We start from the raw sequence: 16,908 nt of genomic DNA, 5'->3' as shown, positions 1-16,908 counted from the left end.
CCTGAATTCCTATTCCGGAGGCCGTTCTCGAATCACGCACCGAAACCCGACATGACTTGTCGACGTGTCAATGGGCTCCGGATGACGTGCAGCGGGCCGGTAGCGGCGGCAGTAGTTCGGCGCGCACAGATGCGAGCCGCCTTTCAGCACCTTGCGCGGAATGCGCACATTCGATTGGCACGGATCATAGCTTTCGGACTCGCGCGGTCCGCGCGGATTTTCCGGAATGCAACAGGCTTTCGGCGCATCCGCTTCGTGACGGGGGACGTACCAGTCGCTGGTCCATTCCCACACATTGCCGATCATGTCGTGGAGGCCGTAGCCGTTCGGTGGAAACGCGGAGACCGGCGAAGTCCGCTCAAAGCCGTCCTGGCTGAGATTCTGACGAGGAAACTCGCCCTGCCAGGTATTCGCCATGTGAACGTTGCCGGGCGTGAATTCGTCACCCCATGCGAACTCGGCACCATCGAAGCCACCGCGCGCAGCGAACTCCCACTCCGCTTCGGTCGGCAGGTCCTTTCCAGCCCATCTTGCATAGGCGAGCGCATCTGAGAATGAGATGTGCACCACAGGATGATTGTCGTGCACGTTGATGTTACTCTTCGGTCCGTAGGGATGACGCCAGTCCGCCCCTTTCATGAACGACCACCACTGACTCCAGTCGCGCAGATCGACTGGATGGCGTGGCGGTACGAACACGAGCGAACCCGCATAGAGCATGTGCGGCAATGCGCCGGGATAGTCCTTTGGATCGGGGGGAATCTCCGCGAAGGTGATATGCCCCGTTTCTTTGACGAACGTCTTGAACTGCCGGTTCGTCACCGGCGTGCGGTCCATCCAGAAGCCGTCCACTGAAACCCGATGAACAGGCGCTTCCTCGGGATAATGACTGTCGGATCCCATGCGGAACGTGCCGCCTGGAATCCAGACCATGTCATCCCTTTGGCGACTTTCCGCCCGCTGATCGCTTTGCTCGATGTTTGCGCGCAACATCGTCATAGCCTGTCACCATCGCTACGATTCATCGTCAAGGACAAGCATCCCAGAATCCCTGCTGGCGCGACGCATCGGTGTAATACCAGCAATAGCCGGGTGCCGGCGGCGATCCGGCCCATGCCACTGCGGTCGCCGCAGTCACAAAGCCAATGGCTGCACCGGCAGCGACGGCCCCACCTGGACGCCACCAATAGCGGGACGGACGCACCCAGGCACCGCGCCGAACAACCGCACCGCCCCGAACAACGGCCCCTCCGCCGCGGACAACGGTTCTGCTGCGATAAGCGACACCGCCGCGTGGCCCGACGACTGCACCGCCTCTACGGACGACAGCCCGAACGTCGATAACAGGCGCGTTTCCGGCGACGCGGTCTGAAGTTTGATTTTTCTGGAGGAGCGGTACCGCGTGTGCTCGCTCGGCGGACACACTCAACATGATCGAGAAACTTAAGGCAGTGAAAGCAATCGCAAGCTGTGATGATTTTTGAACCAACACTTTTGGAAGCCTGAACTCCGTCATGAACGCTACTCCCCGACTTCACTAAATAATTAACGTGATGCCTATCCCTTCGCCTGATAGAGCCGACGCATAAATGCTCCGCGCTATCATGCAGCGCGCAGCAGATATCTTCAGCAACCTGAAAGCGTGCATCAGCCCTACAACGGCTGAACAGAATCATTTCACTCCGCTCAAAGGCGGAGGCAATCAAACGTCTTGAGATAAAGTGATTTGCCGCATCGCCACCTTCTTCCTGCGGAAACCGCATCACACGAAGGACATTCCACGATTGCAGAGCAGCTTATCGGTCAAGGCTAGGTTATATTGAGATGCATGGCAAGACTTATGAAGACGCGCGACACGCGGCAAGTCTTGCGACAGGCGCCGTGAGTAAAGGAAGCCTGTATATCCAGTCCGCAATTTATAGATTTATTGCGCTGGCTGATCAGAAGACCATAAGACCGCACATCATCTCAAGAATACTTGATCTAAGAATGCTCGGGACGCGTTGATGCCATTAACGCGGGCCGTCTCACCGGCCCGTGAACATAGACAGGCGAAAATCTGCGTGGTGGTGCCGCGGACTCTGAATGCTCAAGCAGCCTGACGGCCATGCAGCGTGATCATCTCAGCGACAGCTGCACGCCCGGCATTCAGAAGGCTCTCAGTGCTTTCCTCACCCGATCTTACGCGTTCGATAATTTTGGTAGCGACAAAACTCCGGCAATCGTGACAATTGTAGCGCGCCGGAAGATTGCGGCACGCTTCGTCCAGGGCGAACCTCATCGCCGCTGCCAGTTTTGGCTCGAAGACTTGGTCGATCATAGCGAACTCCTTCTGCGCAAATAATCGCCGTGAGCTTCGCGAGTTGCGTGCTGCACCGCTTTCCTGGAAAAATTAATGTGGCAGAATTGCTGACCGACCTACCATCCATCAGTTCAAGAGTCGCGCACGACAGAACCCCTGGTGGAACGGCACGTTGGACGAAGACAGGAGCTCTTCATGCGTATCGGAACTATGCTGCTTACTGTCATTCTGCTCGTCCTTCTCGGAGCGTCGGCTTGGTTTGCCTATGACGGGCTGACCGTGGGTGACGAAACACCGGTATCAAACCACGCCTACATCGCGATGGGCCTCGGGATCTTTTTCTCGCTGCTGATCGGCGTGGGATTGATGGTCTTGCTGTTTTACAGCAGTCGACGTGGCTACGACGAACCGCCGAAGCTCATCGACGAGAACAAGGATCCATTGGAATAGCGGGGAGACGTTTGCCCGGATTGGCTTCCATACAGAGTTCTCTCGGCCGACATCACAACCGGAAAGCGGAAGCTAAAAACCCGGCCAAGCCTATCAGGGCTGAGCCGGGTCCAAAAAGCATGGAGGAAAGGGAGAGGATTCGAACCTTCGACACGGTTACCCGTGTTCCGCGTAAGCGGTGCCTTAAGCCACTCAGCCACCTTTCCACGAACTCTTCAAACTTGGAGGCCCAGCCTGGATTTGAACCAGGATAAGAAGCGTTTGCCGCGCTCCCGCGTAGACATTCCGCCACCGGGCCATGGAACGATCATGTCACCGCCGGCGCCTCTCAACAACACGATCCTCGCCCTAAGGTAAACGACCTTCACTGACTAAACTCCCGCACCCGCCCGCAATAGCCCTCAAACCGCGCCTGAATTGACAGACGACACTGCTGTCGTCATGAGATGACTTGCGGCCTCGGCCGATACAGAGCACCCTCCTCGCACCACGATCCTGGAGTTAGATGCATGTTGCACGTCCGCTCACGGCCCGCGTTGTCTCGCGTTGCGGTGCTTGGACATGGTGCGATCGGTCAAACGCTGGTTGATCGTTTGCTGGACAGCGTCACTTTTGGAACGAATCTTTCGCTCCTCGTCTACGTCAAGGCTCATCGGATCGACGAGCTGAGAGCGCGCTACGCAAAACGCATTCAGTTGACAACATCGCTCGACGAAGTGATCTCCTTTGCTCCCAAGGTCGTCGTTGAAGCAGCTGGTCAGCCTGCCGTCCGCGAACTTGCGGAGCCAATCCTGGCCGCGGGACACGATCTGATGCTGGTCTCCACCGGAGCTCTGGTCGACGAGGAGCTGAAAGCGCGCTTGACAGCAACAGCATCCTCCTCCGGGGCACGAATGCTTATTCCAGCCGGTGCCATCGCAGGTCTCGATGGATTGGGGGCATTGCGATACAGCCGCGACCTGCGCGTGCGATATGTCTCTGTGAAACCACCGAACGCCTGGCGCGGGACACCGGCCGAAGCGGCGATCGATCTTGACGCAGTCCGCAGTCCGGTGACTTTTTTTCGAGGCTCCGCAGCGGAAGCGGCAACCCGATTTCCCCGCAACGCGAACCTCGCCGCGACCATCGCCATCGCGGGAGCCGGCCTGCAACGGACGACCGTCGAACTTGTTGCCGATCCGAACGCGTCGGGCAATCGCGGTTGGTTCGAGGCTGAAGGCGAACTCGGGCGTCTGACCGTCGAGCTCGCTGGACCAAGCATGTCGAGCAACGCCAAGACCAGCGCGGTGACCGCATACAGTATCCTGCATGCACTCGAGAACATGGATCGGACGATCGTCATCTGAGTGAGACGCTCGCTCGGAAGGGCGAGACGGCTTATTCAACGGCTGCGGCGGCAACCTGGCTGGTGCAGGCGGCGTTGATAGGTGGGAAGCAGCAGGCTTTCCCGGATGTCGGTCGAAATGGTCGAGCGTGAGCGGCACACGAAGATGCGTGGACGGCCTTATCATGCTTGCGACTGGTACCATTCACGCGGCACGAGCGCGTAGGGTCCGCGCCATTCCTCGATAAGCCGCACGCCCGGCAGACTACCCCAAACGTCTTCGCCTGCATGATCAAGAATAACGATCTGCAAGCGCCCCTTGTGCGCGACCGCTTGCTGTCCTAAGAGGGCAAAAACCTTGCGTACCGCTTGGATGTCCTCTTCATCGCGAAATTGTGGGTCAATGTTCTGGTCGTCATCCCGGATGGCAGCACGCTTTGGAAAATAGACCTGACTGGGCTGGTCATAGACGAGGAGGTAGGGCACGCAGTGATTGGTCTCCGATAGAAAGAACTCCTGCAGCGCGAGGGTCGTTGCAATATGATAAGCAAGCCAGTTGGCGCCGCTACCGATTTCCCAGAGGAAGTCGCTGCGTGTTCCGCGAACGACCTTTATCGTCAAATCGTCGATCGCAAGCTGCACAGGCGCTTCCTTCCACTCTGCGTCGAGCTGAGGAACGAAGCGGTTGACCGCACTTTCGACACGTGTAGTGGCATTTCGCAATTTCCGATGAACGCCTGCCTCTGCGATGGTCCGCTGTAATTCGTCGGCGCGCGCCCGTAGCTTGGCGATTTCATCTCGCAAAGTGGAGGATTGATCCGCGCGGTCATACAGCACGAGGGCCTGCTCCACGCGCCCAAGGAACCTCTCCGTCCGGTCGAAATGATCGGCTGCCGCCTGGGCGGCCTCGGAGCGACGTTCCAAGTTTGCAATCTCCGCCCGGGTCTCGTTGAGAGCATTGAGAGCTTCTTCCGTGGCAACCCGGACGCGATGCGTTTCCTTGTCAAGCGTATCCGACAAAGTCGGCTGCGCCCGGAGCTTGACCTCAATTTCCTCCAGATTGTCGCACAGCAAAAGCAATTCATCTCGACTACCACGCCCGACCGCGACGAGACTCTCGGACGGAGCGGCAACCGTGAGCTCCTTTAGCCATTTGGCAAGAGCAAGCCTGTCACGTTGAATATGAATAGACGACCCAAATGCATCCGCGCTTTCTCGGAGCCGACGCAATTCGTTGAGCCGCTGCCGATGTTCGGCGAGTGCTGCCGCCTGGGCGGTCTCCTGTGTCCTGAGATCGTCGAGCCGCCCAAGAGTCGTATCGAGTCCCCGCAGCGACGGTCGAGCATTCGATCCCTTCGATTTTGCAATTTCACGGAGGAGATCGAGAACATCAGACCATTCGGCGGGCAGCACGCGATCCGCGTCGAGAACACCCAGCTCGATCGCTTGGCGAGCCCATGCTTGCGCCTCGGCCTGCCAAGCCGTGTTCGCGGCTACGAGAGCGCGTAGTTCGCTTTCCTTCCGGCGCAGGTTCCTGTTCAGCTGGTCAAGCTCGAAGCGCGCTTGCAGCACTTCGGCGGTTACCGCGTTCAAGACATAAGGAAAAATGGTCTTAAGCTTCTCCCGATGCTCATTTGTATCGGCCTTAAAAAACATCACGTCTGGATTTGCTACGATGTTCTGAGGCTGAAAAGTAAAGGCCATCAAATCGCGGAAGCTGGGCCTCGACTTGAAACCGTCTTCCGACGATGGATCGAAACCGAGGTTCGTCAAGCCGGCCAGCCGATTCAGCGATGCCTTCACACTGTCGAGGTTATAGTTTTTCCCCTCGATACGACGGGGCACATCAACGTTCGGTCCCTCGATGAAATACATATCACCTGTGCTTTGCTGATCCCCCGGTGCTCGTCGGGCCAGAAGTTTCTGCCCCTCAATGGTATTGATGACGATCCCGAACCACGTGCAATTTTCGCGAATAACGCCGACCGGCACTGTGCATTTTTCAGAGCCAAGGCAATAATCGATGATGGGAATGACGGCCGACTTACCCGTCTTTGAAGCGCCGCTGATGACGTTGACGACGCCGAGCTCAAAATCGACGACCCGGGGTTCAGCATCCAGGCGGGGCCAAAGGATGAGTTTGCTCAATTGGAAATACATTAAAAGTCTACCATCAGCGTAGTGGAGATCTGGTGCAGCGAAAATTGTGAGCACCAATAGCCGAGCTTCTCGGGAGCGCGGGCGAGCGGCGTGATGCGGTCAGGTAATGGCGGGACGCAGAACTGTTCATCCGCCGTGTTAGCGCGCACGGTCGCGTTGCTGGTGCTGATCGAGAACAAGCGGTGCTCGGTGCCCATGGCGAGGGACTGCAAGCTTAGCCGACGCAACAAGAGTGTACGGCTATGTATTGCCATCAGATTTTCGCGCTCTTCGGCCAGCTTAGCGGCGAACAATGCCAGTCCGGATGCACGCTGCGTTGATGAGATTTTGCTGAGCGTATGCCGGTGTAATACAAGTGGCAGGACGAGAAAAAAAAGGTGGAACGGAGCTTGGTGCCCGTCGTTCGATTGGTAGCCTATCCCGAAGCGCCAAAGAAGATACGCCCCAAGCGCGGGATTCTGAATAATTTCCAATTCTGAAAGCGGTCTATTCATGACCTGTGTCGCCAAGCAAGGCTGCGTAGTCGGGATGCCATCCGACCCTCAATAGGTTGGCAAGGTCATTAAACGATCCATGCACAAAATGACTTGGCACACTGCGAGCGTCGAGGGTCGCTTCGATCCACGCGCACTGCCGATAAAGCAACCGCCCACGAACCTTGACATCTTTTTCGCTGTGAAGATCAGTCACTTCGCCTGCAATCGACCCATGGCGCGCTATCAGGAAGTCATCCCAATCTGAAAGATTCTCTTCGAAAATGAGACCGGCCTCAGCCCAAGTCGTTTTATCAGCGGAGGTGCGAAGATAGTCGCTAACCGCTCTCACCATTTCTGGGGTTTCAACACCGATCAATTCCAGTTGCTGGATGAAAACAGGGCGCGACTCTATGAGAGCCTTCAGCTCGGCAGGTGCTGGAGCGGTGGTGAATGAGGTCAAGAGCCCAGGAGTATTGGTCTTCTGAACAAACAGACGAAAATCATTTTTGAACTGATCACCATCGAGGACCGGCTGCAGCTTATCACGAATTCTCCGATCCGCTCGCTCCTTAGCTAAGCCGATGCCATAGGCACAGATGTCGTCCCACAGAGCTGGATCTACCGTGGCCGCGATAAGAGCGCGAATTTCCGCTACTGGATCATCGGTATCCGAGATGAAGCCGAAATTTGAGATAATTGTCTGCTGGTGCTCCGGCGGAGCATTCAAGAAATTATTGAGATATGTGTCGCACTCGCGCGACACTTTCAGCCGCGCCACCTTGCTTTTTATGTTGTCGAGGGCAGCGGTAACCTCTTCGGCGGTGGTTGCTGCATGCAATGCCTGAACAAAGTTTCCGGTCCTTGGTGGAGTGACGTATAGCGTGAAGCGCGTCTTGTTCACGGGAAGCTCGCCAGCCGCAAGTCCTTCCGCCCAGTTGGAAAAGGTCTTCCAGAGTTCTATCGACCAGTCCGATACAGGATTTTTTCGGATCGCGCTTTTCGTCTGCTCTACATCCACCGAGCCATCGGGATGATGAACGGCGACGTCGTCGAGAAACTCAACCGACACCCGAGCGCCGGCTGGACAAAGCAAAAGATGCCTGCACATGCGTACAGGCTGAAGGCCAAACCCAAGATAAGGTCCTTGTGCGGAATGTTTGACCGGTTTCAGAGCAACATTCATGGCCCACCGCACGGCACAGTAGTCTCGTCAGAAAATGCGTCGAGTCTGACCGAAGCCGGCACAACCAGCGCGTTACAAGGCCCTACACTCGTCTAATACGTGTCGCACGTGGGCAAAGCGAAAATAAACCGCTTGCTCGAATTCAAGCAAAAGTAGTCGCGGTAGTGCGCTCGGGGAAAATGCAAACGCGGCCTGTGCGACATCTACGAGATAGGTAGGCGCAATATCTGAGCGCCCTGCATGCAACACGTACTGCATGTCGGAAACCCGCGCCCAAAAGATGCGACACACACCGAATGCGGCCAGAAACACGCCGTTCAGCTCTAATTTTTAGTGAGAAGGTCAAGGTCTGCCAAATCCGTACCCTAACCTGTACCCCGCGCCCAGGTTGAGCAAGGAAGCAATACACAAATCTAAATTATCTCAATACCTTAGATGGTCGGAGTGGCAGGATTCGAACCTGCGACCCCTGCGTCCCGAACGCAGTACATTTGCGTTAAGCGGTTGATTATATTGGCAACGGCAGCCGCCTCGTCTCGCTTTGTTCACGTCAAAATCGCCTATTTCGTTGCGATTTCGTTGCGGACTTCTGTACCCAATTTCTCGACGCATCAATTCAAGCAACGACATCTATCTGGCGGAATCGTCCCAACCATTTCTGATAACCGGTCGAAAATATCGATCATCTTCGACTCCAACTCCGTGCAATCGCGGGCGGTCCCGTCTTCTTTCTTTCCGTTAGGGTCGTACTCCCACGCGCCTTTGTAAAAAAAAGCTTGCGCCTTCAAAACATTCTTTGAGGTCGTCGGCAAAATTTTTCATGACGCGAACTCCGACACCGTTGATGCAGGACGCGATGACCAACGAAACCGCGCAAGAACACGGCCCGCGATATCATTGATCACAACGGCCATTGAATTGTGTTTTGCCCCCCCTGGCCCGGCAAAAAGTCCAAGTTCCGGATTGACGGCCGCTACAGAATGTTCTTATTTTGTTCTCATCAAGTCAAGTGAACAAAGACGCTGTGTCTTCCCGCCTTTGACGGCAGAACGAAGCCGGCGGGTTCGTGCAAATCTATTAGATGAGGCTAGTGCCGCGCATGCCTATGGTGTCCGCGATTGAATCGCTGCGCGCCGAGATCGAGAGAATCGGGAGCAAGAACCGGCGTGTAAAATCGGTGCTTCCGTTTGGGATCGATGAAGTTGACGCGCGCCTTCCCGCTGGCGGCTTGGCGCTAGGCGCCCTCCATGAAGTCGCCGGCGGAGGTAATGGCGCCATTGACGGTGCCGCAGCGGCACTCTTTGCCGCTGGGATCGCCGCCCGTACGAGAGGAAAGGTGCTGTGGTGTATCACCCGGCCCGATCTTTTTGCTCCTGCGCTCGCTCAGTCCGGCCTCGCACCTGATCGTGTGCTTTATGTCGAAGTGGGCGACGACAAGACCGTGCTCGCCTGCGTGGAAGAAGGCCTCCGGCACGGCGGTCTTGGCGCCGTTGTCGCTGAGATCGCACGACTATCGATGACGTCATCGCGCCGCCTTGCACATTGCGCGGAAGGCAGCGGTACCGTTGGTCTTGCCCTACGCCGATGGCGGCGACAGACGGAGGCAGCAGATTTCGGACAGCCGACAGCAGCAACCACGCGCTGGCGTATTTCCGTCCTGCCATCGGAGACCCTCCCCGTTCCTGGTGTTGGCCGGCATCGCTGGCTTGTTGAACTCATTCGCTGTCGCGCGGGTGAAAGTGCGGATTTCGAATTGGAGGCCTGTGATGACACGGGTCGTCTCGCTCTTCCTTCCAACCTGGCCGACCGACCGGGTGCGAAGGAAGTCGGGCGACGCGGCGCCTCCGCGTGAGGCCCCGCTCGTCCTCGTTGGCCATGACGGAAAACGAAGGGCCGTGCTGGCTGCGGATGCCGCAGCTCAAGCCTCAGGCCTGCGCATCGGCATGCCCGCGACCAAGGCACAGGTGCTGGTCCCAGATCTCATCGTTCAAGATGCTGATCCCGAGGCGGACAACGAAGCGCTTGAACGCCTCGCTCTATGGGTGCTTCAGCGCTACGCCCCGATCGTTGCTTCGGATCCGCCTGATGGGATCGTCGTCGACACTACTGGTGCCGATCACCTCCATGGTGGTGAAGCCGCGATGCTCGATGGACTGATCGCTCGACTTGCCGCATCGAACATTACCGCGCGGGCAGCTATCGCCGATACATGGGGCGCAGCACACGCGCTCGCACGCTACGCCGCGCGACCAATGCTTATTTCTCCGCCGGGTGCGTCTCACACGGCTGTCGCCAATTTACCAATCGCAGCTTTGCGTCTGCCGGCTGACCTCGTTGAGAGCCTGCATGTGCTCGGCTTTGAGCGCATCATCGAGATCGCAACCCAGCCTCGTGCCCCCCTGACTTTGCGTTTTGGTCCCGAGCTGGGACGCCGCCTTGACCAAGCGATCGGTCAGGGTGTCGAGGTCATTGTGCCGATCCGTTTGCCCGAACTCGTGGAAGTGCGTCGCGCCTTCGCCGAACCGATTGGCGCAGCGGAGACGATTGCTCGCTATATCGAAAAGCTCGTCGTTCAACTCTGCGAAGAACTCGAAGCCAAAGGACTGGGCGCCAGACGCCTCGATCTGATCTGTCACCGCGTCGATAGCCGGGCCCAAGCCTCACGAGTCGGGACAGCAACGCCCGTACGCGACGTTAAACGGCTCACTCGTCTCCTCTGCGACAAGATCGAAACCATTGAGCCGGACTTTGGCATCGAACTGATGTCGATCACCGCAACGATCGCCGAACCGTTGAACGCCAGGCAGACCATCACATCGCTCGTTGATGATGCGGCCCCAGATGTCTCCGATCTCGTCGATACTCTCATGAACCGCGTAGGTGAGCGCGCACTTTACCGCGCAATTCCTTTTCAGAGTGATGTGCCGGAACGGTCGGTGCGCCGCATCGGGCCAATGTCACCCGCCACCGGGACAACGTGGACAAGCGACTGGCCGCGTCCAGCGCGGCTCTTTTCGCAGCCCGAGCCGATCGAGACAGTGGCTCTCCTTCCTGACCATCCACCTGTGTCCTTCACCTGGCGAGGAGTACGCCGACGTGTGCGGCGCGCGGACGGTCCCGAACGGGTTTATGGCGAATGGTGGACGCGAGATCCGGAGATGATTGCGGTGCGAGACTATTTCCGGGTCGAGGATGAGGCCGGCGAACGCTATTGGATCTTTCGCGCTGGTGATGGAGAAAACGCGGCGACCGGATCGCATCGCTGGTTTATGCACGGGGTGTTCGGATGAGCGAACAACCGCGATATGCCGAGCTGCAAGTCACCTCACACTTCTCGTTTCTGCGTGGCGCGTCCTCCTGCGAGGACCTCTTCGCCCACGCTGCAAACCTTGGGATCGAAGCGCTGGCGGTTGTCGATCGCAACAGTCTCGCTGGTATCGTGCGGGCTCATGAGGCCGCGAAAGTCACTGGGGTCCGACTTGTTGTTGGCTGCCGCCTTGATCTCGCCGATGGCATGTCGCTCCTGGTTTACCCCACCGACCGCGCCGCCTACGGCCGATTGTGCCGTCTGCTGTCGCTTGGCAAGCAACGAGGGGGCAAGGGCAAGTGCCAGATCGAATGGAATGACGTTTCTCTTTATAGCGACGGGTTGATCGCCATCCTCGCTCCGGACATCGCTAATGATCTTTGCGCTCTGCGGCTTAGGCGCATGCGGGAGTGCTTCGGCAATCGCGCCTATATGGCGCTGACGCTGCGGCGGCGACCGAATGACCAGCTTCGGCTGTTTGAACTCGCGAATTTGGCGACTCAAGCTCGCGTGCCAGCCGTGGTCACCAATGATGTACTCTTCCACGAGCCAAGCCGTCGCATTCTGCAGGACGTCGTCACCTGCATCCGGCACAACGTCACCATCGACGAGCTTGGCGACCGCCGCGAACGGCACGCCGATCGCCATATGAAGCCGCCAGAGGAAATGCGCCGCTTGTTTCCGCAATATCCCGAGGCGCTCGCGCGGACCATCGAGATCGTGGACAGATGCCGCTTCAATTTGGAGGAACTTGCCTATCAATATCCTGAGGAGCGCAACGACCCAACGCTCTCGCCTCAGGAGACTTTGGCAAAGCTAACCTGGGAAGGCGCCGACCAACGCTATCCGGAAGGTCTGCCTGATGAGGTGAGTGCGGCGCTCAATCACGAACTATCGCTCATCGCTAAGCTCCAATACGCCCCTTATTTCCTCACCGTGAACTCGATCGTGCGCTTTGCGCGTTCGAAAGGCATCCTTTGCCAAGGACGAGGTTCAGCCGCTAATTCGGCTGTTTGTTACGTGCTCGGCATTACCTCGATTGATCCCGGCCGTAACGACCTGCTCTTCGAACGTTTCGTATCCGAAGAGCGGCGCGAACCACCGGATATCGACGTTGATTTCGAGCACGAGCGGCGCGAGATCGTCATGCAGTGGGTCTTCGACACCTACGGCCGCGACCATGCTGCGCTGTGCGCTACAGTCGTGCGCTATCACACCAAAGGAGCGCTCCGCGACGTCGGCAAGGCTCTCGGTCTGACCGAAGACCTTATTAAAACCCTCTCGTCGCAAGTCTGGGCCTGGTCGGAGACCGGCGTCGATGCAAAGCACGTGCGGGAGCTCAATCTCAATTTGGGCGACCGGCGGCTTCGTCTGGCTCTCGATCTTGCTCGTCAACTCCTGAATGTGCCCCGCCACTTCGGCCAGCATCCGGGCGGCTTTGTCCTTACTCACGATCGCCTTGATGAGTTGGTGCCGATCGAACCTGCCCGAATGGATCAGCGGCAGATCATCGAGTGGGACAAGGACGACATCGACGCGCTTCGCTTCATGAAAGTCGATGTCCTTGCGCTAGGAATGCTGACGGCGATGAAGCGCGGCTTCGATATGTTAGCCGACTACAAGGGCATCAACCTCGACCTTGCCTCGATCCCTGCCGAGGATCCGCGGACCTATTCCATGATCCGGAAGGCCGACACGCTTGGGACCTTCCAGATCGAGTCACGGGCGCAGATGTCTATGCTGCCCCGCCTTAAGCCGCGTACGTATTACGACCTTGTCATCCAGGTCGCGATCGTGCGCCCCGGTCCAATACAAGGCGACATGGTTCATCCCTATCTCAGGCGCCGCGATGGCCTTGAACCGGTGCATTACCCAAAGCCCGAACTCGAAAAGGTGCTTGGTAAGACCCTTGGCGTCCCCCTCTTCCAGGAACAGGCCATGCGGGTTGCCATCGAGTGCGCAGGCTTTACGCCGGGCGAAGCCGATATGCTTCGTAAATCGATGGCGACCTTCAAATTCTCGGGCGGCGTCTCAAAGTTTAAGACCAAGCTGATCGACGGCATGGTCGCCAATGGCTTTGAACCGGGGTTCGCAGAGCGCACTTTCACCCAGATTGAGGGTTTCGGCAGTTACGGATTTCCAGAGTCGCACGCGGCCTCATTTGCTCTGATCGCCTACGCATCGTCCTGGCTGAAATGCTGGCATCCGGACGTCTTTTGCGCTGCGCTCCTGAATTCGCAACCAATGGGCTTCTACGCGCCAGCGCAGATTGTACGTGACGCCCAGGCACATGGTATCGTCGTTCGACCAGTCTGCGTCAACGCCTCCCGCTGGGATTGTACACTGGAGCTGACGGACGACGAATCTCACTTCGCTGTCCGTCTTGGTCTTCGTATGGTCAAAGGATTGGCCAATGCGCATGCGGCAACCATCGTCGGTGCCAGAGCCGACCGGGCTTTCACCTCCGTTGATGATCTCTGGCGGCGGGCTGGTGTTCCTTCCGCAGCGCTTGTGCAATTGGCTGAGGCGGACGCGTTTCGGCCATCGCTCGAGCTCGCTCGGCGGGAGGCGCTCTGGGCCATCAACGCGCTGCGGGATGAGCCGCTGCCTCTGTTTGCTGCTGCGGCAGCAAGAACCGATGCAATCGTTCCGGAGGTCATTGAGCCAGCCGTATCGCTCAAGCCGATGACAGCCGGCAGTGAGGTCGTCGAGGACTACGGCCACGTTGGCCTTACTCTCCGCACCCATCCGGTTTCATTCCTGCGGCAAGATCTTCAAGAACGTCGCATCGTGACCTGCGCCGATGCCATGGAAGCGCGCGATGGTCGACACCTCGAGGCCGCCGGGCTGGTTCTCGTCCGACAACGACCAGGTAGCGCCAAAGGCGTTATGTTTATCACCATTGAAGACGAAACAGGGATCGCCAACCTCGTAGTGTGGCCCAAAGTATTTGAGACCTTCCGCCGCACTGTGCTCTCAGCCGGCATGCTGGCCGTGCGCGGTCGCATCCAGCGAGAGGGCGAAGTCGTCCATCTGGTAGCGCAACAGCTGGCAGACTTATCTGCAGATCTTTCAAGCGTCGGCGAGCGAGACGCCTCGTTTCCACTGCCGCACGGCCGTGGCGACAACTTCCATCATGGTTCGCCTACCCCCGATCCCCGCGGGTTGCCAAAAGGCTGGCGAACGCGGGACATCTACATCCCGGATCTGCACATCGACACGATCAAGTTAAAGACGCGCGATTTTCGGTGACGTGCCCACAATCTCTAATATGATTGAGCTCGTTACGATCTCACATAGAGCGAGCGGTGCACCCTTTCATCGGATGGCGCGACTTAATGGCACGCAAACTTAAAACCTATCAAACGTCGATGGGTTTCTTCGATTTGGCCATAGCGGCCCCTTCGATGAAAGCGGCCTTGGAAGCCTGGGGTTCAAAGAGCAACCTGTTCCATCAAGGCTTGGCAAACGAGGTTGACGATCCCGAGGTCGTCGCTGCCACGATATCCAAACCGGGTGTTGTTATGAAGCGCCCTGTCGGATCGGCCGGAGCTTTTAAAGAACAATCCGAGTTGCCTACCGACCTCACTGGAAAGAACCGATCAGGGAAGGGAAGCGCAAAGCGAAGCCCCCGAAAGGGGCGGCATCTGGCTATTGATGAAGCGTCGGCCCGCAAAGCCGCGCTGGATTATGAGCGGGAGCAGCGCAAGCGCGAAAGCGAACGTCGAAAAGAAGATGCCGAGCGCATTCGCCGAGAGCATGCAATCGCAAAAGCCGAAGCAGCGTTGGAAGAAGCCAGGATTAACCACGAGGAGACGGTGCGCGAAATGGAAATCGAACGAACTGCACTTGAAAAACGATCCCGGACGGAGGATGCGCGTTGGGAGAAGCAGAAAGAAAAATTGGATAACGCTCTGCGCCGGGCGAAGCGCTGAGGCGAGCTTTAGCGAGAATCAATGAGTATTGGTTCTCTGCCACCGTTCGAGGTCGTCTGGTGAAAGTTCGCCAGGGGCTTGCTCCTTTTCCACCGGCTGCTTCCAAGGTTGCCTTGTTTGCTCAAAGCTTTCCTTGTCGGTCCGCTGTCGCGGATCATCGTTTGGTTTCTCTCGGTCCATCTGTTGGCTCCTCTTGCCTAGAACGCGGGCTTTGCTGGCTCACGTTCTTTTTTGAAAATAGTGCGTTCATCAGCCCCGCGGGAAATCGTTTCGCTTATCGCCTTTTTCTGATCCTTGGGAGTGACCAGCGGTACTGTCACCGCCAATATCACAAACAGTGCGGCAACAATGCCGGCCATGAGATAAAAGGGTTTTTTCATTTGTCCTCACAGCTTGGCTAAGCTCGCAGAGCTCTGGTTGTTCCCTACTCACAAGCGAAACGAAGAGTTGCACCACCTTGAGATGAGACGATTCAGGATATTCAGCATCGATCATCGCAACACACGCGATAAGCTTCGGCCGCTCAATCGATCGCAAAGTCGATTGGTTTGAACGAGAAGTTATTAGACTGCAGCGCCGAGCACGCTGTGAGTCCGATAACAAGATCCGAACTGGCTCTGAACTTGATGAAATCCCCCGCTTTGCTTAGTGGTGGATCAACTCGGATGACTCCTGTTGTGGTGTCAACATTCACGTTCATGAAACAATTAAACGCTACTGGAATCTGATCCGGCCCTATTCCAAATGGTGCTAAAGCGTTTTCCAAATTCCCGAAACAGCCTTGATGGGGATCCTGGTCTCCGTAGATGATGCGGAACGTATCCTTTGAGCAGGGGGTCAGAAGAAAGTCGTGACGACCAACCGTATCTTCCACGATCTCAAGAAAAACATTGCTGCGGTTAGAGTAAATCAAGTCCCCGCTAGTGAGAAACAATTTGCTCGCGTAATCCAAGCTCCTGCCGGACGAAATGGCTTCCCGGGAATCATCTTGAGAAAAAGCCACCAGATCCGCTACCTGCTCTCCAAAGGGATCGCTGATCGTGAGAACCTGCCCCTTCTGTAGAACGAAGGCGGTGCCACTTCGCGGCGCTATTCTCATGAGCGAACTACCGGATTGAATGGACATTTCCAGTCTTCATCAACCGATCGCCCGCTGTACTGTCTCGCCTCAGAATTTACCCCGTGTCGAGCTAGCATCGGATTTTCCGATCCAGATAGCGTCACGTCTCGTTCTAAAATGACTTCGCGAAGCTTTTCGTAACGACCCTCATCGCGCAACCGTTCAAACTGGTCGTGCAGGTTGAAAACCAATGAAGGCAATTTAAAACGCCGAGCCTGGCGACTCGCGTTTGGGTGGAGGCCGACGACAAAAAACGCTTCTTCCTCAAAGCTCAGCGAAAAATGAGGATCTTCTGGATCTGAACTTACCCGCGCATCGTGTCGCTGGCCATGCCAAGCATCTTTATTTGTAAGCGATTCCACCCGCTCCCATAAAAATCTTTCAAATGTCTCCTCGCTCAACCTAGTGGGCTCGCGGAAAATGACGATGAATGTCTGGAAAAGTTCACGATCGCGGCGATAGTTGTCTACGATCTCCTTAATGCCATCGTAAATACGTACATCGTCCCAGTTTGAACGGATGTCGCGAGCCACAAGGATCCGCATCTGACCTTTTGACAACGCGGACTTCGCGCCCACGCAAGGAAATGCGGACGACCTCACCAATTCACGAAAAGCTTCAGCATCGTCAATGCCCATCGGACATTCCGTC

At 57.0% G+C, this 16,908-nt stretch carries 15 protein-coding genes and 2 tRNA genes; 6 read left to right on the top strand and 11 right to left on the bottom strand.

The window, feature by feature from the left end:
* Window positions 1–9: 9 nt before the first annotated feature.
* From ACP0KA_RS15555 to ACP0KA_RS15545, 3 genes are all read right to left on the bottom strand, one after another.
* A complete protein-coding gene (locus tag ACP0KA_RS15555) occupies window positions 10–993 on the bottom strand; it encodes a formylglycine-generating enzyme family protein (protein WP_424631619.1) in 984 nt (327 codons plus the stop codon).
* A gap of 34 nt (window positions 994–1,027) precedes the next feature.
* Window positions 1,028–1,516 carry a hypothetical protein gene (locus tag ACP0KA_RS15550; protein WP_424629646.1) on the bottom strand — a complete coding sequence of 163 codons (489 nt, stop codon included), beginning with the start codon at window positions 1,514–1,516 and terminating at the stop codon, window positions 1,028–1,030.
* Between the two features lie 573 nt (window positions 1,517–2,089).
* Window positions 2,090–2,320, bottom strand: a complete 231-nt coding sequence (locus tag ACP0KA_RS15545; protein WP_424629645.1) for a hypothetical protein — start codon at window positions 2,318–2,320, stop codon at window positions 2,090–2,092.
* Between the two features lie 177 nt (window positions 2,321–2,497).
* On the opposite strand from ACP0KA_RS15545, the gene ACP0KA_RS15540 reads away from it, so the two are divergent.
* Complete coding sequence (locus tag ACP0KA_RS15540) at window positions 2,498–2,752, top strand: hypothetical protein (protein WP_424629644.1); 255 nt, start codon at window positions 2,498–2,500, stop codon at window positions 2,750–2,752.
* A 120-nt stretch (window positions 2,753–2,872) separates the two neighbouring features.
* Here ACP0KA_RS15540 and ACP0KA_RS15535 read toward each other — a convergent pair.
* Window positions 2,873–2,958, bottom strand: a tRNA-OTHER gene (locus tag ACP0KA_RS15535).
* Window positions 2,959–2,974: 16 nt separating this feature from the next.
* Window positions 2,975–3,050, bottom strand: a tRNA-Cys gene (locus tag ACP0KA_RS15530).
* A gap of 211 nt (window positions 3,051–3,261) precedes the next feature.
* Here ACP0KA_RS15530 and ACP0KA_RS15525 point away from each other — a divergent pair.
* A complete protein-coding gene (locus tag ACP0KA_RS15525) occupies window positions 3,262–4,098 on the top strand; it encodes an aspartate dehydrogenase (protein ID WP_424629643.1) in 837 nt (278 codons plus the stop codon).
* Window positions 4,099–4,259: 161 nt separating this feature from the next.
* Here ACP0KA_RS15525 and ACP0KA_RS15520 read toward each other — a convergent pair whose 3' ends face one another.
* The 3 genes from ACP0KA_RS15520 to ACP0KA_RS15510 are packed head-to-tail and all read right to left on the bottom strand — an operon-like array spanning window position 4,260 to window position 7,895.
* A complete protein-coding gene (locus ACP0KA_RS15520) occupies window positions 4,260–6,236 on the bottom strand; it encodes a DUF3732 domain-containing protein (RefSeq protein ID WP_424629642.1) in 1,977 nt (658 codons plus the stop codon).
* The gene (locus ACP0KA_RS15515) at window positions 6,236–6,730 is read right to left on the bottom strand and encodes a three component ABC system middle component (protein WP_424629641.1); all 495 of its coding nucleotides are present in this window, start codon (window positions 6,728–6,730) and stop codon (window positions 6,236–6,238) included. Before ACP0KA_RS15515 ends, ACP0KA_RS15520 begins: the two co-directional genes overlap by 1 nt.
* Window positions 6,723–7,895, bottom strand: a complete 1,173-nt coding sequence (locus ACP0KA_RS15510) for an ABC-three component system protein (RefSeq protein ID WP_424629640.1) — start codon at window positions 7,893–7,895, stop codon at window positions 6,723–6,725. The genes ACP0KA_RS15515 and ACP0KA_RS15510 overlap by 8 nt, the downstream gene beginning before the upstream one ends.
* Before the next feature lie 1,099 nt (window positions 7,896–8,994).
* On the opposite strand from ACP0KA_RS15510, the gene ACP0KA_RS15505 reads away from it, so the two are divergent.
* From ACP0KA_RS15505 to ACP0KA_RS15490, 4 genes are all read left to right on the top strand, one after another.
* A complete protein-coding gene (locus tag ACP0KA_RS15505) occupies window positions 8,995–9,747 on the top strand; it encodes an ImuA family protein (RefSeq protein ID WP_424629639.1) in 753 nt (250 codons plus the stop codon).
* On the top strand, window positions 9,662–11,185 hold the full coding sequence (locus ACP0KA_RS15500; protein WP_424629638.1) for a Y-family DNA polymerase: 1,524 nt from the start codon (window positions 9,662–9,664) through the stop codon (window positions 11,183–11,185). The genes ACP0KA_RS15505 and ACP0KA_RS15500 overlap by 86 nt, the downstream gene beginning before the upstream one ends.
* A complete protein-coding gene (locus tag ACP0KA_RS15495) occupies window positions 11,182–14,454 on the top strand; it encodes an error-prone DNA polymerase (RefSeq protein ID WP_424629637.1) in 3,273 nt (1,090 codons plus the stop codon). Before ACP0KA_RS15500 ends, ACP0KA_RS15495 begins: the two co-directional genes overlap by 4 nt.
* Before the next feature lie 86 nt (window positions 14,455–14,540).
* Window positions 14,541–15,137 (top strand): cell envelope biogenesis protein TolA, encoded by a 597-nt coding sequence (locus ACP0KA_RS15490; RefSeq protein ID WP_424629636.1) that lies wholly within the window; start codon window positions 14,541–14,543, stop codon window positions 15,135–15,137.
* Between the two features lie 197 nt (window positions 15,138–15,334).
* On the opposite strand, the gene ACP0KA_RS15485 is transcribed toward ACP0KA_RS15490, so the two are convergent.
* From ACP0KA_RS15485 to gntA, 3 genes are all read right to left on the bottom strand, one after another.
* Window positions 15,335–15,517, bottom strand: a complete 183-nt coding sequence (locus ACP0KA_RS15485; protein WP_424629635.1) for a hypothetical protein — start codon at window positions 15,515–15,517, stop codon at window positions 15,335–15,337.
* Between the two features lie 143 nt (window positions 15,518–15,660).
* Window positions 15,661–16,263, bottom strand: a complete 603-nt coding sequence (locus ACP0KA_RS15480) for a DUF1989 domain-containing protein (protein ID WP_424629634.1) — start codon at window positions 16,261–16,263, stop codon at window positions 15,661–15,663.
* Window positions 16,233–16,895 carry a guanitoxin biosynthesis heme-dependent pre-guanitoxin N-hydroxylase GntA gene (gntA, locus tag ACP0KA_RS15475; RefSeq protein WP_424629633.1) on the bottom strand — a complete coding sequence of 221 codons (663 nt, stop codon included), beginning with the start codon at window positions 16,893–16,895 and terminating at the stop codon, window positions 16,233–16,235. Before gntA ends, ACP0KA_RS15480 begins: the two co-directional genes overlap by 31 nt.
* Window positions 16,896–16,908 lie beyond the last annotated feature (13 nt).

Origin of the sequence: Bradyrhizobium sp. SYSU BS000235 (genome assembly GCF_049747295.1) — a bacterium.
Classification (GTDB): Bacteria; Pseudomonadota; Alphaproteobacteria; order Rhizobiales; family Xanthobacteraceae; genus Afipia.
This window is presented reverse-complemented; position numbering and strand designations above follow the sequence as displayed.